This is a genomic window from Caballeronia hypogeia (assembly GCF_001544875.2).
Taxonomy (GTDB): domain Bacteria; phylum Pseudomonadota; class Gammaproteobacteria; order Burkholderiales; family Burkholderiaceae; genus Caballeronia; species Caballeronia hypogeia.
The window spans coordinates 212,014-233,238 of the sequence record NZ_FCOA02000001.1; the positions used below are offsets into that span (position 1 = coordinate 212,014).

Here is a 21,225-nt window from a genome sequence, read left to right on the forward strand (position 1 = left end):
AAGCGATTCACTCGAACTTGCCGAAGTCCGGCTTGCGCTTCTCGAAGAACGCCTGAAACGCCTCGCGCGCTTCCGGCGCGACCAGCATCCGCGCGAAGTGCGTGGCTTCGTCTTCCATGCGCGCGGTGACTTCGTGCGACTGCGCGCCCTTCATCAACGACTTGGTCACGCGCAACGAAGACGCCGGCAGCAGCGCCAGCCGCTTCGCTTTCTCGAACGCGTAGGCGTCGAGCTCGGCGGCATCGATCGCGCCGTTCACGAAGCCCATGCCGATCGCCTCGTTCACGTCGAACGCTTCGCCCAGCAGCAGCTTTTCCGCTGCGCGCTGATAGCCCGCCGTGCGCGGCAGCAAGAGGCTCGATGCCGCTTCCGGACACAACCCGAGCTGCGCGAACGGCAGCGAGAATTTCGCGCCGGGGCTCGCGTACACCATGTCGCAATGCAGAAGCATCGTCGTGCCGATGCCCACCGCCGTGCCTCCGACTGCCGCCACGATCGGCTTTGGAAAGCCGGCGATGCGCCGCAGAAACTGGAACACCGGCGCATCCAGCCCCTTGGGCGGGTCGTTGAGGAAGTCGTCGAGATCGTTGCCGGCGCTGAAGGTCGTGCCGGTCGCGCGAATCAGCACCGCGCGCACGGTCGGGTCCATCTCGGCTTCATAGAGGCCGTCGGCCATTTCCTGATACATCGACGCGGTGATCGCGTTTTTCTTCTCCGGACGATTGAGCACGATGCTCAGCACGCCGTCCGCGCGTTCGATCTGAATCTCCATCCGCTGTCTCCTTGTCTTCGCGTCCACGCGCCGTCACGACGCGTGGATGCGCCTGGATCAAAGCCGCTCGATGATGCCCGCCGCGCCCATGCCGGTGCCGACGCACATCGTCACCATGCCGTACTTGAGGTTGCGCCGGCGCAGGCCGTGCACGACCGTCGCTGCGCGGATCGCCCCCGTGGCGCCCAGCGGATGCCCCAACGCGATCGCGCCGCCGAGCGGATTGACCTTCGATGCATCGAGCCCGAGATCGCCGATCACGGCCAGCGCCTGCGCGGCGAACGCTTCGTTCAGCTCGATCCAGTCGAGGTCGTCCTGTTTGAGACCCGCGGCCTTCAGCGCGGCGGGGATCGCTTCCTTGGGCCCGATGCCCATGATCTCCGGCGGCACGCCGCGCACCGCGAAGCTGACGAAGCGCGCGAGCGGCGTGAGATTGAATTGCTTCAACACCTTTTCCGACACGACGATCAGCGCGCCCGCGCCGTCCGAGGTCTGCGAGCTGTTGCCGGCCGTGACCGAGCCCTTGTTCGTGAACACGGGGCGCAGCTTCGCCAGACCTTCGAGCGACGTTTCCGCGCGCGGACCTTCGTCGAGCCCGATTTCGCGATTGTTCACGCGCACTTCGCCCGACGCGAGATCGGGGAAGCGTTCGTTCAGCGTGTAGGCGGCGATTTCATCGGCGAACTCGCCCGCCTGTTGCGCGGCCAGCGCCTTGCGATGCGACTCCACCGCGAACGCGTCCTGCGCCTCGCGGCTCACCTTCCAGCGCTCCGCGACTTTCTCGGCCGTCAAACCCATGCCATACGCGATGCCCACGTCCTCGTTGCGGTCGAAGATATGCGGCGACAGCGAGGGCTTGTTGCCCATCATCGGCACCATGCTCATCGATTCGCAGCCGCCGGCGATCATCGCATCGGCTTCACCGACGCGGATGCGGTCCGCCGCCATCGCGAGCGCCGTCAGGCCGGACGCGCAGAAGCGGTTCACCGTCACGCCGCCGACGGTATTCGGCAAGCCCGACAGCAACGCGCCCATGCGCGCGACGTTCAGCCCTTGCTCGGCTTCGGGAATCGCGCAGCCGACGATGGCGTCCTCGATCACGCTCGTATCGAGCCCCGGCACCTGCGCGACCGCCGATCTGATTGCGTGGACGAGCAGCTCGTCCGGGCGCGTGTTCTTGAACACGCCGCGCGGCGCCTTGCCGATCGGCGTACGGCTCGCGGCGACGATGTATGCGTCTTGAAGTTGTTTGCTCATGTTGACTCCGTTTTCGCGTGCCTTAGTTGCGAACCGGCTTGCCGGTCTGCAACATGCCCATGATTCGCTCCTGCGTCTTCTGCGTGCCGAGCAGTTCGACGAACGCGCGGCGCTCGAGCGCCAGCAGCCATTCCTCGTCGACGAGACTGCCCGCTTCGACATCGCCGCCGCACACCGCTTCCGCGATGCGGCTCGCGATCAGGAAATCGTGCTCGCTGATGAAGCGCCCGTCGCGCATGTTGACGAGCGACGCCTTGATCGTCGAAATCGCCGAGCGTCCCGCGACCGGAATCTGCTTGGCGCGCAGCGGCGGACGATAACCGGCGTCGGCCAGCGCGCGCGCTTCCCTCTTCGCGATGTCGAGCAACTCATGCACGTTGAACACGATGGTGTCCGTCGGCTTCAGATAGCCCATCGCGCGGGCATCGAATGCGGAAGACGAGACTTTCGCCATCGCCGCATTCTCGAAGGACTTCTGCAGGAACTTGAGCAGGTCGTTCGTCGCGTTGACGGCGCTTGCGGCTTCGGCCGCGCGCAACGCGGCTTCCTTGAGTCCGCCGCCCGCCGGCACGAGGCCCACGCCAACTTCCACCAGACCGATGTAGCTCTCGACGTGCGCGACCCGCTTCGCCGAGTGCAGCAGCAGCTCGCAGCCGCCGCCGAGCGCGAGACCCGACACGGCCGCGACCACCGGCACGTTCGCGTATTTCACGCGCATCATGCCTTGCTGGAACTTCCTCACGAACGGCTCGATCCCTTTCGCGCCGCCCATCATGAACGCGGGCATGGCTTCTTCGAGATTTGCGCCCGCCGAGAACGGACCGCCCGGCGCACCAAGTTGCAGCGACGTCGGTTGCCAGACGACCACGCCGCGATATTCCTTCTCAGCAAGTTCAATCGCTTGCGTGAGGCCGTCGATCACGCCCGGACCGATGGTGTTCATCTTCGTCTTGAAGCTGACGATGACGACATCGCCCTGATCGCTGTCGAGCCACGCGCGCACGTTCTCGGTTTCGAACAGCGTCTTGCCGTAGGTCTTCGGATCGGCGCCCGTAACGCCTTCGAGCGGCGCGCGGAACACCTGCTTCTCGTAGACAGGCAACGTAGAGCGCGGCACGAAGCGTTTGGCCGCCGGCGACCACGAGCCTTCGTTCGTGTGCACGCCCTTTTCCGCGACGGGACCGTCGAGCACCCACGCGGGCAGCGGCGCTTTCGAGAGCGCCTTGCCTGCTTCGATATCTTCCTGCACCCACTTCGCGATCTGCTGCCAGCCCGCGGCCTGCCAGCTTTCGAACGGCCCCTGATTCCAGCCGAAGCCCCAGCGAATGGCGAGATCGACGTCGCGCGCGTTGTCGGCGATCGATTCGAGATGCACCGCGATGTAATGGAACACGTCGCGGAAGATCGCCCACAGGAATTGCGCCTGCTTGTTGTCGGTCTCGCGCAGGAGCTTGAAGCGCTCAGCGGGCGGGCGCTTCAGAATGCGACCGATGAGCTCGTCGGCCTTCGCGCCGCCGTCGACGTATTGCGCGGTCTTCGGGTCGAGCACCTTGATCGCACGGCCTTCCTTGCGATAGAAACCCGCGCCGCTCTTCTGGCCGAGCGCTCCGTTCCTGACGAGCGCTTCCAGTACCGGCGGCGTCTTGTAGACGGAGAAGAACGGATCGTCGGGCAGGTTGTCCTGCATCGTTTTGATGACGTGCGCCATCGTGTCGAGACCGACGACATCCGCCGTGCGGAAAGTCGCGGACTTCGCGCGGCCGAGACGGGAGCCGGTGAGATCGTCGACTTCGTCGAAGCGCAGGCCGAATTTCTCCGCTTCGGCGATCACCGCGAGAATCGAAAACACGCCGACGCGATTCGCGATGAAGTTCGGCGTGTCCTTCGCGCGCACGACGCCCTTGCCGATCACGCTCGTCAGAAACGTTTCGAGCTGGTCGAGGATTTGCGGCTGCGTCGATGCGGTCGGAATCAGCTCGACCAGATGCATGTAGCGCGGCGGATTGAAGAAGTGCACGCCGCAGAAGCGCGCCTTGAGCGCATCGGAGAAGCCGTTCGACAGTTCCGTGATCGACAGGCCCGACGTGTTGCTCGCGAAGATAGCGTGCGGCGCGATGTGCGGCGAGACCTTCTTGTAGAGATCATGCTTCCAGTCCATGCGCTCGGCGATGGCTTCGATGACAAGATCGCACTCTTTGAGTTTTTCGATGTCGTCGTCGTAGTTCGCGGGCTCGATGTATTGCGCGTCGTCCTTCACGCCGAAAGGCGCGGGCGACAGCTTCTTCAGATTCTCGATGGCCTTCAGCGCGATGCCGTTCTTCGGACCTTCCTTCGCGGGAAGATCGAACAGCAGGACGGGCACGCGGGCGTTGATCAAATGCGCGGCGATCTGCGCGCCCATCACGCCCGCGCCGAGCACGGCGACTTTGCGAATGTTGAGGGTGCTCACGGGTAAGCCTCCGGGATTACGGGTTTGCTTCGAGGAATGAGAGTGGATGCGCGCCTCGTTCTGCCGAAAACGCGGCGCGCGATAAGGCTCGCTCAGAACAGAGCTTCGTCGTAGTCCATCATCGGCTTCGCGCCGGCGCGCGCGGCGCGGATGGTCGACGCCGTTTCCGGCAGCAGCTTGGCGAAGTAGAAACGCGCGGTGGCGAGCTTGGCCTTGTAAAAGGCGTCGCCAGAAGCGGCGTTGTCCAGCGCGACGCGCGCCATGCGGGCCCAGAAGTACGAGAACACCAGATGACCGACCGTACGCAGATAAGGCACGGCCGCGGCGCCCACCTCGTCGGGATTCTGCATGGCCTTCATGCCGATCTCCATCGTGAGCTTCTGCACCTTGTCGCCGATATCCGCGAGCGGATTGACGAACTCCTGCATCTCCGGCTTCACGCCCTCGGCTTCGACGAACTCCGCAACCATCTTGCCGAAGCGCTTCAGCTTCGCACCCATGTCGCCAAGAATCTTGCGCCCGAGCAGATCCAGCGCCTGAATCGAATTCGTGCCCTCGTAGATCATGTTGATGCGCGCATCGCGGACGTATTGCTCCATGCCCCATTCGGAGATGAAGCCGTGACCGCCATAGATCTGCATCGCCATGTTGGTGCCTTCGAACGCGTTGTCCGTAAGGAACGCCTTGATGACCGGCGTGAGCAGCGCGACAAAATCGGCGGCTTCGGCGCGCACTGCCTCATCCGCGTGGGACAACTCCTTGTCGATATTCAACGCCGCCCAGTACGCGAACGCGCGGCCCGCTTCGGCGTAGGCCTTCTGCGTAAGCAACATGCGACGCACATCCGGATGCACGATGATCGGATCGGCTGCCTTCTCCGGCGCTTTCGGACCGGTGAGGGAGCGCATCTGCAGGCGCTCCTTCGCGTAGACGAGCGAGTTCTGATAGGCGACTTCGGTGAGACCGAGACCCTGCATGCCCACGCCCAGGCGCGCCGCGTTCATCATGACGAACATCGCGTTCAAGCCCTTGTTCGCCTCGCCGACGAGCCAGCCCTTCGCGCCATCCAGGTTCATTACGCAGGTCGCGTTGCCGTGAATGCCCATCTTGTGTTCGATCGAACCGCACTTGATGCCGTTGCGCTCGCCCGGCGCACCGTTCGCGTCCGGCACGAACTTCGGCACGATGAAGAGGGAGATGCCCTTGGTGCCCATCGGCGCGCCCGGCAGACGCGCGAGCACCAGATGGACGATGTTCTCCGCCATGTCGTGCTCGCCGCTCGAGATGAAGATCTTCGTGCCGGTGAGCGCGTAGGACCCGTCGGAATTCGGCTCGGCCTTCGTGCGCAGAATGCCCAGGTCCGTACCGCAATGCGGTTCGGTCAGACACATCGTGCCGGTCCACTCGCCCGAGACGAGCTTGGACAGATACGTCGACTTCTGCTCCGGCGTGCCGTGCGCGTGCAGGCATTCGTAGGCGCCGTGCGAGAGGCCCGGATACATCGTCCAGGCCTGACTCGCGGAGTTGAGCATTTCGTAGAGGGCGTTGTTCACGAACGCGGGCAAACCCTGGCCGCCGTACTCGGGATCGCAGCCGAGCGCGGGCCAGCCCGCATCGATGTACTGGCGATATGCATCCTTGAAGCCGGCGGGCGTCTTCACGACGCCGCCGCCCTCGTAAGTGCAGCCTTCGCGATCGCCGCTCTGATTGAGCGGGAACACGACTTCGGAGCAGAACTTGCCGGCTTCCTCGAGCACCTGATTGATGGTGTTGGCGTCGAGGTCGGCATGCTTCGGCATGCTCTTCAATTCAGCTTCCACGTTCAGCAGTTCGTGCAGCACGAACTGCATGTCGCGAAGGGGGGCGGCGTACTGTCCCATGAGTCTCTCCAGTTTCCTCAGGCTTCTTGTCTGCGCCGCCGAACCACCCTCTCGATTCGAACGGCGCTACCGACTGTCGGTTTGGTGCGATGTCAAATTCGCCGCCGTCGCGCTCGCGCCCGGTTCGATCACCGGAGACCCGTTCGCGTGCGGCGTCTGATAAGACACGATCGTCTTTTCCAGCGCGTCCCGCATCAGTTGCACGGCCTCCGGCAGATGCAGGAAGCGCGCGTCGTGATGCAGGCCGAGCGTGAAGCTGTACAACTCGAAAAGCATCAGATGCGGATCGGTTTCCGGCTTCAGATGCCCTTCGTCCTTCGACTGGCGAATGGCGCGCAACAGCGCCTCGCGCCACATGCTCACGCTGTGCACGAGCTGCTCGCGCACGGCGCTGGCGGCGCGGTCGTCGTACTCGACCGCGCCGCTGATATAGATGCAACCCGTGGTCACTTCCTGGATGCGCTTCTCCATCCAGCGATTCATCATCCCGCGCAATCGCGGCAGGCCGCGTGCTTCGCGCAGGCTCGGGAAGAACACTTCATCCTCGAAGCGTCGGTGGTACTCGCGCACCACTTCCACCTGCAAATCCTCGCGCGACCCGAAATGCGCAAACACACCGCTTTTGCTCATCTGCATTCGTTCGGCCAGCAGGCCGATCGTCAGCCCTTCCAGCCCGTCCCGACTTGCCAACTCCAGCGCTGCGTCGAGAATCGCGGCCCGCGTCTGTTCGCCTTTTCGCATGATGTCCCTACCGTTCTTATGTGACCCGTAAAATCGAACGGCCGTTCTATTATTGTGGCCGAACGCTGGTGTTACAAGCAAATTTTTAGACACGCATTTCTAAAAACGCCAGGACTTGTCAATAGGATAAATCTCAACATTGTCCGAGCTCATTGTCGCGTTTTATGTACAGACTGCCTGTAAGTGACTGCCCGAGTTCCCAGTTGATGGGAAGTTTTGTCTTCGGCCAGTCATCACTCAGTATTTTTGCGCAATCAATGCCAAATAGCAGGCTAATCGTACTGGCCGATTGTGATTACCTTCATCATCACGCGATATGTGTTATATGCGAGCCAATTAAGCGCCCGCTCCGTAATAGGTCGTGATGCGAAATGTTTTTCGTCAATGGGACGGCCTTCGTCAAAGGCCTGAAGAATGGCGTCGTGCAGAGCGGCGATCTCGCGATGATTGACGAGCACCATGTTTGCCTCGTTGTTCAGCACGAGCGAAAGCGCGTCGAGGTTCGACGACCCGATCGTGGCCCAGTCCGCATCCACGACCGCGACCTTGCCGTGGAGCATCGTCTTCTCGTATTCCGCGATCCGCACGCCGTGCTTGAGCAGGTTGCCGTACAGGAACGGCGTCGCGTAGTCCAAAGCTACGAATTCCTTACGACCGATCACGAGCGACACGCGTACGCCGCGCTCGGCCGCCTTGACGAGCGCGCGCCGCAGCTTGCGGCCCGGCATGAAGTAAGGATTGGCCAGCAGCACTTCGCTCTCGGCGTGGGCAATTGCCCGCAAATACGCCTTTTCGATGGCGCGGCGATTCAGCAGATTGTCGCGCGCGACAAACGCGACGCACGGCCGGTCGACCGCGTGAATCTCGCCGAGGCGCGCCCGGCGTCGCGCCAGCATCGCGCGGCGGGTATTCCAGCGGCCCGGTGTGCGATCGCTTTCCCGCGGCTCGCAATTTGCCTGCGACTGCGAAGCTTTGCGCGGCTTCATGCCGAGCCGGATGCGCTGCCATTGCAGGTCGAAGGCCTCACGCACGTCGCGCACGACGGGACCTTGCGCCTCCATCGCGAAATCCCAGCGCGGCCGTTCGAGACGCGTGCCGTTCTGATCGTAGTCGTCGACGATATTGATGCCGCCGCAAAACGCGTAGGTGCCGTCGATCAGCGCGAGCTTGCGATGCGTGCGCGACCAGCCGAACGGCCCGAACAGCAGATGCGGGTTGTAGATGCGATGCTCGACGCCGCGCTCCTGCCAGAGCTTGAACATGGGCAGATTGCTTTCGGTGCCGATGCCGTCCGTGATCACGCGCACCTCGACGCCGCGTTCGGCGGCGCGCACGAGCGCATCGGAGACGGCGCGGCCGATGTCATCGTTGGCGAAGATGTAGGTTTCGAGCGATACCGACTCGCGCGCATTGTCGATCCGTTCGATCAGCGCCGGGAAGAACTGCACGCCGCCCTTGAACAGCCGCACCTCGTTGCCGGCCGTGAAGCACAGGCGCGGCGGGCGACGGCCGGAGAACATCGCCTGGCGCAGGCGCTTGAAACTGCGTCGCGGGCGCACACCGATCATCGGTTATGCGCCGCGAGGCGCTCGGGCAATTGCAGGATCGCTTCCCGGTTCGACCATGAGAAGCACCGGTCGGCGGCCTCGCGAAACGGCAGCCACAGGTGCGCAGTGTGTTCGCGCGGCGCGAGTGTCACTTCCAGACAATGCGGCACCAGCAGGCTGAACTGGTGTTCGGTGTTGTGCACGACACCTTCCGCATAGCGATGCCGCCACTGCGGATAGATCTCGTACTGGATGCTGTGATGCCAGTCGAGCAGCGCACGCTGCGGAACGAGCGCGCTGCCGATCACGATACCGGTTTCTTCCTGCACCTCGCGCGCGGCGGTCTCGGCAAACGGCTCGTCGGTGCGGTCTTTCGAGCCCGTCACCGATTGCCAGAAGCCCTTGTGATCCGCCCGTTCGATGATGAGCACATCCAGCTCCGGCGTATGAATGACGACGAGCACGGATTCGGGGATCTTGGGCGGCTTCTGCATGACGTTTTGAACGTGCGTTTCTTTATATGTCCTCTTCGCAAAGACTGTACCGTAAAAAACGAAAAAGGCGCACTCGGCGCCTTTTTCATCACTACGACCACTGATGATGCTTAATGCGTCTTCTGTTCCGGCTGACGCAGACGGATGTGCAGCTCACGCAGTTGGCGCTCGTCGACTTCGCTCGGCGCCTGCGTGAGCAGGTCCTGCGCGCGCTGCGTCTTCGGGAACGCGATGGTGTCGCGAATCGAATCCGCGCCGGACATCAGCGTGACGACGCGGTCCAGACCGAACGCGATACCGCCGTGCGGCGGCGCGCCGTACTGAAGCGCGTCGAGCAGGAAGCCGAACTTGAGACGTGCTTCCTCGGCGCCGATCTTCAGCGCGCGGAACACCTTGCTCTGCACGTCTTCCTGGAAGATACGCACCGAACCGCCACCGATTTCCCAGCCGTTCAGCACCATGTCGTATGCCTTCGCGAGGCAGCGGCCCGGATCGGTTTCGAGATATTCGAGGTGCTCGTCCTTCGGGCTCGTGAACGGGTGATGCGCGGCGACGTAGCGGTTCTCTTCCTCGTCGTATTCGAACATCGGGAAGTCGATAACCCACAACGGCTTCCAGCCGGTTTCGAGCAGGCCGTTCGCCTTGCCGAATTCTGAATGACCGATCTTCAGACGCAACGCGCCCAGACTGTCGTTCACGACCTTCGCGCGATCCGCCGCGAAGAAGATGATGTCGCCGTCTTCCGCCGCCGTGCGCTCCATGATGGCTGCGAGCGCCGCGTCATGCAGGTTCTTGACGATCGGACTTTGCAGGCCGTCGCGGCCGCGGGTCTTGTCGTTGACCTTGATCCACGCCAGGCCCTTCGCGCCGTAGATACGCACGAATTCCGTGTACCCGTCGATATCGCCGCGCGAAAGCTCGCCGCCCTTCGGCACGCGCAGCGCCGCAACACGGCCGTCCTTCGAGTTGGCCGGCATGCTGAACACCTTGAAGTCGACGTCTTTCATGGCATCGGTCAGGTCGGCGAATTCGAGCTTCACGCGCAGGTCCGGCTTGTCCGAACCGAAACGGCGCATCGCTTCCGAGTACAGCATGACCGGGAATTTCGCCGGCAGCGTGACGTCCATCGTCTCCTTGAAGACGTGCTGGATCATCGCTTCGAACAGATCGCGGATTTCCTGCTCGGTGAGGAACGAGGTTTCGCAGTCGATCTGCGTGAATTCCGGCTGACGGTCGGCGCGCAGGTCTTCGTCGCGGAAGCACTTGGTGATCTGGTAGTAACGGTCGAAGTTCGCGACCATCAGCAATTGCTTGAACAACTGCGGCGACTGCGGCAGCGCGAAGAATTGGCCCGCGTTCACGCGCGACGGCACGAGGTAGTCGCGCGCGCCTTCCGGCGTGCTCTTGGTCAACATCGGCGTTTCGATGTCGATGAAGCCTTGCGCGTCGAGATACTTGCGCACTTCCATCGCCACGCGATAGCGCAGGCGCAGATTCTTCTGCATCTGCGGGCGGCGCAGGTCGAGCACGCGATGCGTGAGGCGCGTGGTTTCGGAGAGGTTGTCGTCGTCGAGCTGGAACGGCGGCGTCACCGACGCATTCAGCACCACGAGTTCATGGCACAGCACTTCGATCTTGCCGCTCGTGAGGTTCGCGTTGACCGTGCCTTCCGGCCGGTTGCGCACGACGCCCTTCACCTGCACGCAGAACTCGTTGCGCACGCCTTCGGCCACCTTGAACATCTCGGCGCGGTCCGGATCGCAGACGACCTGAACGAGCCCTTCGCGATCGCGCAGGTCGATGAAGATAACGCCACCGTGATCGCGGCGGCGATGCACCCAGCCGCACAGCGAGACGGTTTCGCCCAGTCGGGCCTCGGTCACCAGACCGCAGTATTCAGATCGCATCGACATGATGTTGTGTCTTTCGTTGTTCGTTAATCAACGGCTCGCGCGTTCGGGTCAAGCTCTGCATTCGGCTGACTCTCGGCTCGCGCGCGCCGGCATTACATCGGCGGCTCGGTGGGGCGGCGGGCGGGCGCAACCGGCGCCGGCGCGCTAGGCGCGGGGGCTACCACGCCCATCGAGACGATGTACTTCAGTGCGGCGTCGACGGTCATGTCCAGTTCGACGACTTCGCTTTTCGGCATCATCAGAAAGAAGCCGGACGTTGGGTTCGGCGTCGTCGGCACGTAGACGCTCACGTGCTCCTCGTCGAGGTGATTCAGCACGTCGCCGCCCGGAATGCCCGTCAGAAAGCCGATGGTGTACGAACCCTTGCGCGGATATTCGATCAGCAGCGCCTTGCGGAACGCGTTGCCGCTCGACGACAGCAGCGTGTCCGACACCTGCTTCACGCTCGTGTAAAGCGGACCGACTACCGGAATATGACGCAGGATCGCGTCCCACCACGTGACGAGCTTCTGGCCGACGAAGTTCTGCGTCAGCAGCCCGACGATGAAAATGAACGCCAGCGTCAGCAACGCGCCCACGCCCGGCAGATGGAACCCGACGATGCGCTCCGGCTGCCACGACTGCGGCAACAGGAGCAGGGTCTGATCCATGGTGCCAATCACGAGCCCGAGCACCCACAGGGTGATCGCGAGCGGCACCAGCACGAGCAGGCCGGTAAGAAACACGGATTTCAGCGTAGTCTTTTTCGTCGTCATTTACACGGAGCGAAGGCTGCGCCGGTTCTCTGAAGGCATGGGAGATTCGGCTCGGCAGGCGGGCCGCGCTCGCTCGAGCGCGGTCGACGTGGTCAATTGCGTGGCATACGGCCCGGCCGGCGCCGCAATGGCGTCGACCGCGTACATCTCGCGCGTTTAAGCAGCGCTCGACGGTGCGGACGAGCTCGCAGCAGGCTTGGCGGCCTCCGACGATGATGCGGCAGCGGAGTTCGCGCCTTCGCTCACGTTCGAACTGGCGGCGCTACCCGAATTCGCCGATGCGTCATCCGACTTCGCCGCCGGCGCGCTCGGATTGGAGCCGCCGTTCGAATTGCTGTTTCCGCCGCGAAAATCGGTGACATACCAGCCCGATCCCTTCAACTGGAAACCGGCGGCGGTCACCTGCTTCGAAAAAGCGTCCTGCCCGCAGGCAGGACATTGCGTGAGCGGCGCATCGCTCAGTTTCTGAAGCACGTCTTTTTCGTGGCCGCAGTTTGCGCAGCGGTACGCGTAAATCGGCATGGCACTCTTCCTACAATGATCTTTCGACGCTTGGTAGGGTAGCCCCCTCCCCTTGCGGAGAAAGGGCCCCCTAAGAACTGTACGTGCGAGTTTCCCCGCATACAGCTCAAGCCTACATGAGCAAAACTCTGCTACCGCAGAGCCGGTTTAGTCACAGTCAAACCACAGGCATGCACCTGCCGGTGGCAGTGAGGATGAAGCAGTACCCGGTTCGACAGCGAGTCGGTCCCACCGTGCATCCGATACACCAGATGATGGTTGTGCGAACCGGTCTCGTCGGTCAGAACCCCGTCGCAGAGCGCACACCGCCCGTCCTGCGACATATACAAAATGACCCATTGCTTGAGATGGCGCTTGGAGTACTGCATGCGCGTCTGTCGCAATTGCTCACCGTACTGTTCCCACGCAGGGTCAAAGGGATTGAACTCCCCTTGAATCTTCGTGGGATAGCGGATAGCCGTACCACTAAGCGAATACAGCTCCTCTATCACCCTACTACCGTCCTTTGCGATCCGTGGGACGCCAAACACCCAATGCCGACTTTCGATAGTGTGAAAGTACTTCCTCTTCACCCACTCGACCGTCTTTCGTGGATGACGTCGTTTGGACCACCGCCAGAGTTGCTTGAAAATTAGAAACTCCGTGCGGCTGAACGCCCGCTTGGCAGAGACGTGGTGGTGATACTGCGCCCAACCACGCAACATAGGGTTCAGCAGGTCAATAAGCTCCGCCTGCTTAACCGTTTTGTTGCCACTGATCGTATCCGCCACCTTGCGATAGAACGCTTGCACGTTCTTCTTGCTTGGGGTGGGAAGGAATTTTCCGTTGTACTTCCGAAAATTCCACCCAAGGAAATCAAAGCCGTCTTCAATGTGAACGATCCGCGTCTTCGCCTCGGATAGTCGCAAACCTCGTGTGGCTAGGAATGCTTCGACCCAGGGGCGGACTTCGAGTTCGAGAGCTTCGCGAGAAGCTCCGCTGATAACGAAGTCGTCTGCATATCGCACAACATTGACCTTCAGCTTCTTGGCCTTCCCGATGCCCAATTTCGCACTGAGGTGCGCGATTAGGTCCCGTTCTAACCCGTTCAGCGTCATATTCGCCAGCGTGGGAGAGATCACCCCTCCCTGGGGCGTTCCGGCCCGCGTCGCCTGAAACTGACCCTTATAAATCAAGCCAGCCTTTAACCATTTCCGCAGGATGCTCTTGTCCATGGGGACATTTGCGATCAGCCAGTCATGGTTGATGTGATCGAAGAAGCCTTCGATGTCAGCGTCTAGGACCCATTGGGACGAATCCCGGCGGGACAGACAACCGCGCAGTTGGCCCATAGCATCAGCTGTCGAGCGGTTGATTCGAAATCCATAGGAGTTCGGGTCGCTCGTAGATTCTGCTACCGGCTCCAATGCCAGCAGATACAGGGCTTGCATCGCCCTGTCCCGCATGGTCGGGATACCCAGAGGGCGTTCCTTCCCATTGGCTTTGGGGATAAAGACTCTCCGTAATGGCAAAGCCCTATATCCGTGCCGCTTCAATCTGCCGACAGCTTCCCATCGGCTCTCAGGCGAGTCCCACAGTTCGCGATCGACTCCAGCCGTACGCGCACCTTGATTTTGCGTAACACGTCGTACCGCGTACAGCTTCGCGGACAACGTGCGAGTCAGCATCCGTTGCAGGGCTTTCACCCGGCGCCAGTCGCCTTCTCGCGTCGCCTTCGCAATTCGTATCTGCATCCCTCTCACATTCCGTTCAACCAGCCGCCAATCTACGGCGTGCCACTTGTCAGGGACATGGGAAAGCGCAGACCCAGTCTTCCGACTCGATACTCTCATGCTGCTCTCCTACCTTAGGTTAGACCCCGGCAGAAGGCGCATCTCCCCCAGCGGGGCAGATACACCCGCTGGGGAACAACAGAACTCAACATAGGTGCATGCACCCATGTCTCGAACAAACACTGCAACACGGGTGCGTGCACCCGCATCTAACCAAGTACCAGAGGGTTAGTCAGCCGTCTTGCGACGGTAGACCAGACGGAAGTCTGCCCGCTTTCGCGTGGAGTGATGTTGCAACTCCTATCCGAACCATTACAGCCCGACTTTCGCTTTCTCCGTCCTCCCATACCCGCACCATCCACAGCGTTCCTCACGGTTCGCCTGCCGAGCAACCTCCCCGGCAACAATACGGGCTTACCACGTTCCCGATGCATCACACGACTGACTTAGGCTCTACCTCTCCCCCGGCGGTGGGATGACGACGTGACCCGAGCTTCGAGCGGATCAGCCAACCGCGTACCATTTTGGTCGGTGCCACACAGCAGCTTAGGCACCACAATTCTTACGAGGTTTATCAGTAGTTCACTTGCGTTAGCCATATCAGCCAGCCTAAGGACTCAACCCCCGCGCTGCTGGGAGTATCTATGTGCAGACCTCACGGTCCACACATACTGGCAAGCCAAGACCTATTGTCAGAGAAGCTTCACACCCCACCGTTACCAGTGACGCATGTCCTCCTAGGCTACTGCTGGTCGTACAACAGGTTCACTACCCAACGAATGCGAGGTTGGGTTGAACAATGACGCATCGAGTTGTCCACTCGTACCGCTAGCGAATCCCTTAGCTTGTGGCGTAGGACTTGCAAACAACAATCCGCGTGTCAGCGGAGTTGAAGCCGCTGACAGGGCGGAACTCGGTGGTAACCGAGTTGATGCAATGCGATCCCGGCGGATGCAGTACCAGGAAATCGCCTATGGCGATACCCGGTACTACCCTTCCAGGTATCGCTTCACTACAAATTGCCGGCCTCAAGGTGCCAGCACTATGGTCAGCAGAGCAGTCAGGACCGCGACCCCAACTGATTTCCGACGGTCGATGCCCCTTGTCGTGGGGCCGCCGGACACGAGTGTGCGTGTCGCACCAAAGCCTTGAATTATAGCCGCAAACCAGTTTTGACCCGCGATTTTCAGGATAAGGCACGCAGGCCGGGTACAACGCCGGGTACAACTTCAACCGCGCAATATTTCAGGGCGCGGCTAGCGGATTTCAAGCCGCCGCTCACTTGCGCCGCCAGGTCATCCAGCGCTCGCGGTCCGCGAACACCGGAATCGAGTGGCTCACCTCGCGATCTTCGATCAGCTCGAAGTGCGGCGTCAGAAGCGCGTCCAGTTCATCGCGACCGATGCCGAACGGCGGCCCCTTCGGCGTCGCGCCGATGAAGAAGAAACCCGCAAGCACCGCTCCGGGCGCGAGGAGCGCCGCCATTTGCCGGGCGTAATCCTGCCAGCGGTCCCTCGGCAGCGCGCACAGAAAGGCGCGTTCGTAGATCCAGTCCGGCGAAAAAGGCGGCTGGTACGTGAAGAAATCCGCCTCCTCGACTATGCCCGCATGTGCGCCCAGTTGCGCGCGTGCCGCAACGACTGCGGCCGGCGCGAAATCGATCGCGCGCACCGGCCAGCCGCGCTCAGCCAGATGGCGCGCTTCGTAGGCGCTGCCGCAGCCGGGAATCAGCACGTTCTGTTTCGTGCGCGTCGCGACGAACGCCTCGAACGTTTCCGGCACGCCAGCCTGATCCCACGGCATGAAGTGCTGGTCGAAGCGTTCGTTCCAGAAACCGGGCGAATTCGGGTCGCGGTTGTCGAAGGAAGGTGCGTCGGGTTGGGTCGGATCGCTCATGACGGTGATGACCTCAAGGATGGCCGAGCCAGAACTGCGCAATGACGACGCCCGCGCCCGCCATCCCGATCAGCCCGAGCGCGAGCAGCGTGATCAGCAGCCGGTTCGTGCGCTTCTGCTCGGCGAGAAGCTGACGCATGGTTTCGTCGCTGCTGGCGCGCGGCGCGTCGTGATGCTGCGCCAGAATGTGATGGATCAGGCGCGGCAACTGCGGAATGGTCTTGCTCCATTGTGGCGCTTCCATCTGCAGGCGCTCGTACCAGCCACGCCAGCCGATCTGCTCGTTCATCCAGCGCTCCAGATACGGCTTGGCCGTCTTCCAGAGGTCGAGTTCGGGGTCGAGCGAGCGCCCGAGCCCTTCGACGTTGAGCATGGTCTTTTGCAGCAACACGAGCTGCGGCTGGATTTCGACATTGAAACGGCGCGAGGTCGAAAACAGGCGCATCAGCACCTGCCCGAGAGAGATATCCTTCAGTGCGCGGTCGAAGTACGGCTCACACACCGCGCGGATCGCGCTTTCCAGTTCTTCGACGCGCGTGGTCGGCGGCACCCAGCCGGATTCGAGGTGGAGGGTTGCGACGCGGTGATAGTCGCGCTTGAAGAACGCGAGAAAGTTCTGCGCGAGGTAGTTCTTGTCGAAGTCCGACAATGCCCCGACGATCCCGAAGTCCAGCGCGATATAACGCCCGAAGGTAGCGGGATCGAGGCTCACCTGAATGTTGCCGGGATGCATGTCGGCGTGAAAAAAGCCGTCGCGAAACACCTGCGTGAAGAAGATTTCGACACCCTCGCGCGCGAGCTTCGGAATGTCGACGCCCGCCGCGCGCAGGGTTTCGACCTGACTGATCGGCACGCCCACCATGCGTTCCATGACGAGGACGGTCGGAGCCGAAAGATCCCAGTACATTTCCGGCACGAGCAAGAGATCGAGCCCCTGGAAGTTGCGGCGCAACTGGCTGCCGTTGGCGGCCTCGCGCATCAGGTCGAGCTCGTCGTGGAGATATTTGTCGAATTCCGCGACCACTTCGCGCGGCTTCAGGCGCCGGCCGTCGGCCCACAGGCGTTCTGCCCAGATCGCGATGTCGCGCAGGAGCGCGAGGTCGGAGTCGATCACCGGCAGCATGCCCGGGCGCAGCACCTTCACCGCCACGGCCTTGCCCGCGTGCTCGCCGTTTTTTATCTTCGCGAAATGCACCTGCGCGATCGAGGCGCTCGCCACCGGCACGCGCTCGAAATCGTCGAACAATTCGTCGATCGCCGCGCCGAGCGACTTCTCGATGATGGACACGGCCACCGCCGAATCGAACGGCGGAACGCGATCCTGCAGCTTGGCGAGCTCGTCGGCGATATCGACGGGCAGCAGATCGCGCCGCGTCGACAGCACCTGGCCGAACTTCACGAAGATCGGGCCGAGACTCTCCAGCGCGAGCCGCAGACGAATGCCGCGCTCGACATTGAACCGGCGACCGAAGGTCGTGATGCGCATGAGAAAGCGCACGCGACCATCGTCGATGCCGCTCATGACGAGTTCATCGAGCCCGAAGCGGACGATCGTGAAAAAAATCTTGAGGAAACGCAGAAAACGCATGGTTCGGATTCGCTTCAGCTCGTTATTCGCGCGAGTCGCGCACGGACTCGCCGCCGGTTCGCGCTGAGGCGCCGCTGGCCGGACGTGATTGGGAGGTGGATTGCTCGCTTTGCCGCTCGATTCTTTCGATACGTTTCTCGACCCGCGCAAGTGCATCGCGGGTCTTCGAAAGCTCGGCATTGAACGCGTCGAGCGCGCTCTTGCGCACTAGTTGCGGGCGCTCGTCAAGGAAATATTCGGTGAACGTGTCGAGCAGATTACGGCCGGTGCGCTGTGCCTGCTCCTGCACCGCCCGCGCGATGCGGCTGACACGATGCGCGGGCGCATCGCCTATCACGCGCGCGAGATCCTCTTCCGGGTCCCACCGCAGATGCTCCGCGAGCTTGGCGAGCGTCGTCGCGAATTCGGCATCGCCTTCGATGCGCACGTGCTTCATCACGGCCGCCTGGCCCCCTTGCAGAAACGCGGGCAGCGCGTCCAGCGGCACGGCGATCGTAACGTCGAATTCGCCTGCTTCGGCTTCCGTGGTTGCGGCGAAGAGGCCATCCGGTTGCACCACGAGCGCGATCGAAACGGGCGTGCAGGACAGCTTCACGCGCTTGCCGGCGTACGGTTTCACGCGCTCGCGCGCCCACGGCTCGCGCACGAGCAGGTGATTCACGGCGGCCGCGAACGCGCCGGATGCGGTCTTCAAGGCGGGATTTGCTGCGGGACGGGCGGATTCGTCTGCGTTCGTCATCGGCTATGAGATGAAAAAACCCGCGCGAGACGCTTCTCGCGCGGGTTTCTATTCTACCGCCGCCACCGTCAGTCACACTGATGCTTGCCGGCTATTGGCCATTCGGCCGAGGACGCGGCACCGGACTGCCTGCCGGCGCCGCGTCAGGCTCACGAGGCTTAACTGACCTGCTGAATGCCAGCCAGCAGCCAGCCTTCGTTGCCAACCTTCTGTTTCGACAGGTTCCAGACCTCGACGAACGGTTCCGCCGCCGCACCTTCCGACTCGCGGATCAAGCCATGGAAGCGCACGCTCGCCAGATACTCGGCCGCGCGGTCCTCTACGCCGAGCACGTCGGCGTTGAGCTGCACCACGTCCGTGCGGTTCGGCGCGCTGCCGCGGGCATCGACGTCGAGTTTGACTTCGGCGAACATTTCGGGCGTCGTGAATTCGCGGATGTCATTGACGTTGCCGCGATCCCACGCGTCCTGCAGACGCACGAAGTAGACCTTCGCGTTACGCACGAACGCTTCGGTGTCGAAGCCCGCCGGCACGTTCGGATTCACGGCCGGTTGGCCCTGGGGCGTCTCGATGTAGTTCGCGCCGAAGCCCGCAGGCTGCTGCGGCACCTGCGGCGGGTCCTGGTTCAGGCTCGTGCGCGTGGTCGCGCCGTAAGGCGATGCCGAACCGGGACCCGCACCGGCGCCGGCGTACGCGGGCGTGTTATTGCCCTGACGACGGCGCATGATGAAGCGGAACAGCATGACGGCCGCCAGCACGATCAGCGCGATCATGATCATGTTGGCCATTGCGCCGGCGAAGGCTTCGCCGAGACCGAAGTGCGACAGCAGCGCCGCGATGCCCAGACCCGCCGCGAGACCGGCGATCGGCCCGAGCCAGCGGTTACGCGCGGGCTGCGCGGCCGGCGGCGCGGCGGGCGCGGGTTGCGCGCGCTGCGCCTGGCCAGCCTGGCCCTGCTGCATCGACTGGGATTGCGACGGCGGCGTCGCCTGATGTTGCTGCGTCGCCGTGGCCGACTGACGGCCCATGCTGCGGCCGCCGCCCATGCGCTTGGCTTCCGCCGTTTCTGCGAAGATTGCGCCAGCCGCAATAACGCCAGCCAGCGCCAAGATTCCGGCCTTCCTGAAGAAGATGTTCAGGAAACCCCGGGATTGGGGTTTGCGCGAATCGAACATATCGAATCCTTTTGAGAGTGGAACACTAAAATTTGGTCCCGACGTGTAACGCTACCACGCCACCTGACAAATTGTAATATTCGACTCGATCCAGGCCCGCTTGTTCCATCATTGTTTTCAGAGTTTCCTGGTCCGGGTGCATGCGGATGGACTCGGCCAAATACCGATAACTATCCGGATCTTTCGCTACTTTCTCGCCAAGCCACGGCAAGATCTTGAAACTATAGACATCGTACGGCTTTTTGAGCGGTTCCCACACCTTCGAGAATTCCAGCACCAGCAGACGGCCGCCCGGCTTCAAGACACGTGTCATCTCGGCCAGCGCACCATCTTTGTGCGTCATATTACGAAGACCGAAAGCAACCGTAACAACATTGAAATAATTGTTCGGGAACGGGATCTTCTCCGCGTCGCATAGCAGGGTGGGCGTGATTACGCCCTTGTCGATCAGACGGTCGCGCCCGACGCGCAGCATTGATTCGTTGATGTCCGTATGCCAGACCTCGCCGCTTTCCCCGGCCTGCTTGGCGAACGCCATGGCAAGGTCGCCCGTGCCGCCCGCGATGTCCAGCACCTTGTAGCCCGGCCGCACCTTGGCCAGTCCGATCGTGAAGTGCTTCCAGATCCGATGCAGTCCGCCGGACATCAGGTCGTTCATCAAGTCGTAGTTGCTCGCGACGGAGTGAAACACGCCCGCTACTTTCTTCGCCTTGTCCTGCTCATCGACCGTTTCATATCCGAAATGGGTCTTGCTCATCGCGCTCGTTCCTCGCCTTTGTTCGTTCTGTATCTGCGCAATCATTGCGCCGGCTGTGCGGCGTTATGCCGCATCCGTTATGTTTGATCGCCTCAGTGGCAGTGCCCGCCGCCGGACGGTTTCGTGGCCATCGGCGTGTCGCGCTCGACGCCCGCCGCTTCCAGCCGCGCCAGATAGTCGCGCCAGCGTTCATCCTGATGCGTCGCCAGGTCGTACAGGATGTCCCAAGAATAGATGCCGGTATTGTGGCCGTCCGAAAAATTCAGTTGCAGCGCGTAATGTCCGACCGGATCGATGCCGATGATCGTCACGTCGCGCTTGCCGGTCTGCAGCGTTTCCTGCCCGGGACCGTGGCCCTGCACTTCCGCCGACGGCGAACAGACGCGCAGTAATTCGAACGGCACGCGATACGATCCGTCGGCGTATTGCAGTTCGAGCACGCGCGATTTTGAATGCACGACGACGCCGGTGGGAATCGGCGTCGTGGGGGTGAGTCCGCTCATGATCTTGTCTTGTTAGTGACCAAACTGCGCGCCGAAGGCCGCGTTCAGCTCGTTGCGAATCTGCTCGTACATGAGCGTGGCCTGCGCGCGGCGCTTGGAGAGCTGCGCTTCCGACACGGTCCGCTGGCGCGGCGCCCAGATCGGCAGTGGAAAGCGGGAATCGTTGGAAAAACGCGGAATGACGTGCCAGTGGACATGCGGCACCTGATTGCCGAGGCTCGCCAGATTGATCTTGTCGGGCACGAGCACGCGGCGCATTGCGCGCTCGACGATGTTCACGGCGGTCATCACGCGCGCGCGCTCGTCGTCCGACAGATCGGACATTTCGGCGACGTGCGCATTCCAGACGACACGGCACAGGCCCGGCCAGTCGGGCTCGTTGGCAAGGACGACGCGCAAGACGTCGTCCTTCCACAGTACTTCGCCGCCGTCTTCACGGCAAAACACACAGTCCATTTGGTCCTC

At 62.3% G+C, this 21,225-nt stretch carries 18 protein-coding genes; all 18 read right to left on the reverse strand.

Features of this window, described 5'->3' with window-relative positions; translation table 11 throughout:
• Positions 1-7 precede the first annotated feature (7 nt).
• Entirely contained in the window at positions 8-772 is a 765-nt protein-coding gene (locus tag AWB79_RS00950) for an enoyl-CoA hydratase (protein ID WP_061165502.1), read from the reverse strand.
• Between the two features lie 57 nt (positions 773-829).
• Positions 830-2,029: an acetyl-CoA C-acyltransferase gene (locus AWB79_RS00955; protein ID WP_061165503.1), complete on the reverse strand. Its 1,200-nt coding sequence runs from the start codon at positions 2,027-2,029 to the stop codon at positions 830-832.
• Positions 2,030-2,051: 22 nt separating this feature from the next.
• Positions 2,052-4,478, reverse strand: a complete 2,427-nt coding sequence (locus AWB79_RS00960) for a 3-hydroxyacyl-CoA dehydrogenase/enoyl-CoA hydratase family protein (RefSeq protein ID WP_061165504.1) — start codon at positions 4,476-4,478, stop codon at positions 2,052-2,054.
• A gap of 92 nt (positions 4,479-4,570) precedes the next feature.
• Positions 4,571-6,358: an acyl-CoA dehydrogenase C-terminal domain-containing protein gene (locus tag AWB79_RS00965; protein WP_061165505.1), complete on the reverse strand. Its 1,788-nt coding sequence runs from the start codon at positions 6,356-6,358 to the stop codon at positions 4,571-4,573.
• Between the two features lie 66 nt (positions 6,359-6,424).
• Positions 6,425-7,099, reverse strand: coding sequence for a TetR/AcrR family transcriptional regulator (locus AWB79_RS00970; protein ID WP_061165506.1), 675 nt, complete (start codon positions 7,097-7,099; stop codon positions 6,425-6,427).
• 272 nt (positions 7,100-7,371) lie between these two features.
• Complete coding sequence (locus tag AWB79_RS00975; RefSeq protein WP_232470796.1) at positions 7,372-8,619, reverse strand: phospholipase D-like domain-containing protein; 1,248 nt, start codon at positions 8,617-8,619, stop codon at positions 7,372-7,374.
• Positions 8,620-8,663: 44 nt separating this feature from the next.
• Positions 8,664-9,140, reverse strand: coding sequence for a dihydroneopterin triphosphate diphosphatase (gene nudB, locus AWB79_RS00980; RefSeq protein WP_061165508.1), 477 nt, complete (start codon positions 9,138-9,140; stop codon positions 8,664-8,666).
• A 110-nt stretch (positions 9,141-9,250) separates the two neighbouring features.
• Positions 9,251-11,053: an aspartate--tRNA ligase gene (gene aspS, locus AWB79_RS00985; RefSeq protein ID WP_061165509.1), complete on the reverse strand. Its 1,803-nt coding sequence runs from the start codon at positions 11,051-11,053 to the stop codon at positions 9,251-9,253.
• Positions 11,054-11,145: 92 nt separating this feature from the next.
• A complete protein-coding gene (locus AWB79_RS00990; protein WP_061165510.1) occupies positions 11,146-11,808 on the reverse strand; it encodes a DUF502 domain-containing protein in 663 nt (220 codons plus the stop codon).
• Positions 11,809-11,964: 156 nt separating this feature from the next.
• Positions 11,965-12,330, reverse strand: coding sequence for an FmdB family zinc ribbon protein (locus tag AWB79_RS00995; RefSeq protein WP_061165511.1), 366 nt, complete (start codon positions 12,328-12,330; stop codon positions 11,965-11,967).
• Between the two features lie 131 nt (positions 12,331-12,461).
• Complete coding sequence (gene ltrA, locus AWB79_RS01000; RefSeq protein ID WP_061165512.1) at positions 12,462-14,162, reverse strand: group II intron reverse transcriptase/maturase; 1,701 nt, start codon at positions 14,160-14,162, stop codon at positions 12,462-12,464.
• Between the two features lie 1,218 nt (positions 14,163-15,380).
• Complete coding sequence (locus AWB79_RS01005; protein ID WP_061165513.1) at positions 15,381-15,998, reverse strand: methyltransferase; 618 nt, start codon at positions 15,996-15,998, stop codon at positions 15,381-15,383.
• A 13-nt stretch (positions 15,999-16,011) separates the two neighbouring features.
• A complete protein-coding gene (gene ubiB, locus AWB79_RS01010) occupies positions 16,012-17,586 on the reverse strand; it encodes a ubiquinone biosynthesis regulatory protein kinase UbiB (RefSeq protein WP_061165514.1) in 1,575 nt (524 codons plus the stop codon).
• A gap of 22 nt (positions 17,587-17,608) precedes the next feature.
• Entirely contained in the window at positions 17,609-18,280 is a 672-nt protein-coding gene (locus AWB79_RS01015) for a ubiquinone biosynthesis accessory factor UbiJ (protein WP_096031498.1), read from the reverse strand.
• A 203-nt stretch (positions 18,281-18,483) separates the two neighbouring features.
• On the reverse strand, positions 18,484-19,500 hold the full coding sequence (locus tag AWB79_RS01020) for a Tim44 domain-containing protein (RefSeq protein ID WP_061165516.1): 1,017 nt from the start codon (positions 19,498-19,500) through the stop codon (positions 18,484-18,486).
• Positions 19,501-19,525: 25 nt separating this feature from the next.
• Positions 19,526-20,257 carry a bifunctional demethylmenaquinone methyltransferase/2-methoxy-6-polyprenyl-1,4-benzoquinol methylase UbiE gene (gene ubiE, locus AWB79_RS01025; protein ID WP_061165912.1) on the reverse strand — a complete coding sequence of 244 codons (732 nt, stop codon included), beginning with the start codon at positions 20,255-20,257 and terminating at the stop codon, positions 19,526-19,528.
• Positions 20,258-20,349: 92 nt separating this feature from the next.
• Complete coding sequence (locus AWB79_RS01030) at positions 20,350-20,760, reverse strand: gamma-butyrobetaine hydroxylase family protein (RefSeq protein ID WP_061165517.1); 411 nt, start codon at positions 20,758-20,760, stop codon at positions 20,350-20,352.
• A gap of 12 nt (positions 20,761-20,772) precedes the next feature.
• Positions 20,773-21,216 (reverse strand): HIT family protein, encoded by a 444-nt coding sequence (locus AWB79_RS01035; RefSeq protein ID WP_061165518.1) that lies wholly within the window; start codon positions 21,214-21,216, stop codon positions 20,773-20,775.
• Positions 21,217-21,225 lie beyond the last annotated feature (9 nt).

Coding starts and splice junctions, on each gene's coding strand:
- AWB79_RS00995 (WP_061165511.1), bottom strand. CDS start 12,330: ATGCCGATTTACGCGTACCGCTGCGCAAACTGCGGCCACGAAAAAGAC.
- ubiE (WP_061165912.1), bottom strand. CDS start 20,257: ATGAGCAAGACCCATTTCGGATATGAAACGGTCGATGAGCAGGACAAG.
- nudB (WP_061165508.1), bottom strand. CDS start 9,140: ATGCAGAAGCCGCCCAAGATCCCCGAATCCGTGCTCGTCGTCATTCAT.
- AWB79_RS00990 (WP_061165510.1), bottom strand. CDS start 11,808: ATGACGACGAAAAAGACTACGCTGAAATCCGTGTTTCTTACCGGCCTG.
- AWB79_RS00970 (WP_061165506.1), bottom strand. CDS start 7,099: ATGCGAAAAGGCGAACAGACGCGGGCCGCGATTCTCGACGCAGCGCTG.
- AWB79_RS00965 (WP_061165505.1), bottom strand. CDS start 6,358: ATGGGACAGTACGCCGCCCCCCTTCGCGACATGCAGTTCGTGCTGCAC.
- AWB79_RS00950 (WP_061165502.1), bottom strand. CDS start 772: ATGGAGATTCAGATCGAACGCGCGGACGGCGTGCTGAGCATCGTGCTC.
- AWB79_RS01035 (WP_061165518.1), bottom strand. CDS start 21,216: ATGGACTGTGTGTTTTGCCGTGAAGACGGCGGCGAAGTACTGTGGAAG.
- AWB79_RS00955 (WP_061165503.1), bottom strand. CDS start 2,029: ATGAGCAAACAACTTCAAGACGCATACATCGTCGCCGCGAGCCGTACG.
- AWB79_RS00975 (WP_232470796.1), bottom strand. CDS start 8,619: ATGTTCTCCGGCCGTCGCCCGCCGCGCCTGTGCTTCACGGCCGGCAAC.
- AWB79_RS01020 (WP_061165516.1), bottom strand. CDS start 19,500: ATGTTCGATTCGCGCAAACCCCAATCCCGGGGTTTCCTGAACATCTTC.
- ubiB (WP_061165514.1), bottom strand. CDS start 17,586: ATGCGTTTTCTGCGTTTCCTCAAGATTTTTTTCACGATCGTCCGCTTC.
- ltrA (WP_061165512.1), bottom strand. CDS start 14,162: ATGAGAGTATCGAGTCGGAAGACTGGGTCTGCGCTTTCCCATGTCCCT.
- aspS (WP_061165509.1), bottom strand. CDS start 11,053: ATGTCGATGCGATCTGAATACTGCGGTCTGGTGACCGAGGCCCGACTG.
- AWB79_RS01030 (WP_061165517.1), bottom strand. CDS start 20,760: ATGAGCGGACTCACCCCCACGACGCCGATTCCCACCGGCGTCGTCGTG.
- AWB79_RS01005 (WP_061165513.1), bottom strand. CDS start 15,998: ATGAGCGATCCGACCCAACCCGACGCACCTTCCTTCGACAACCGCGAC.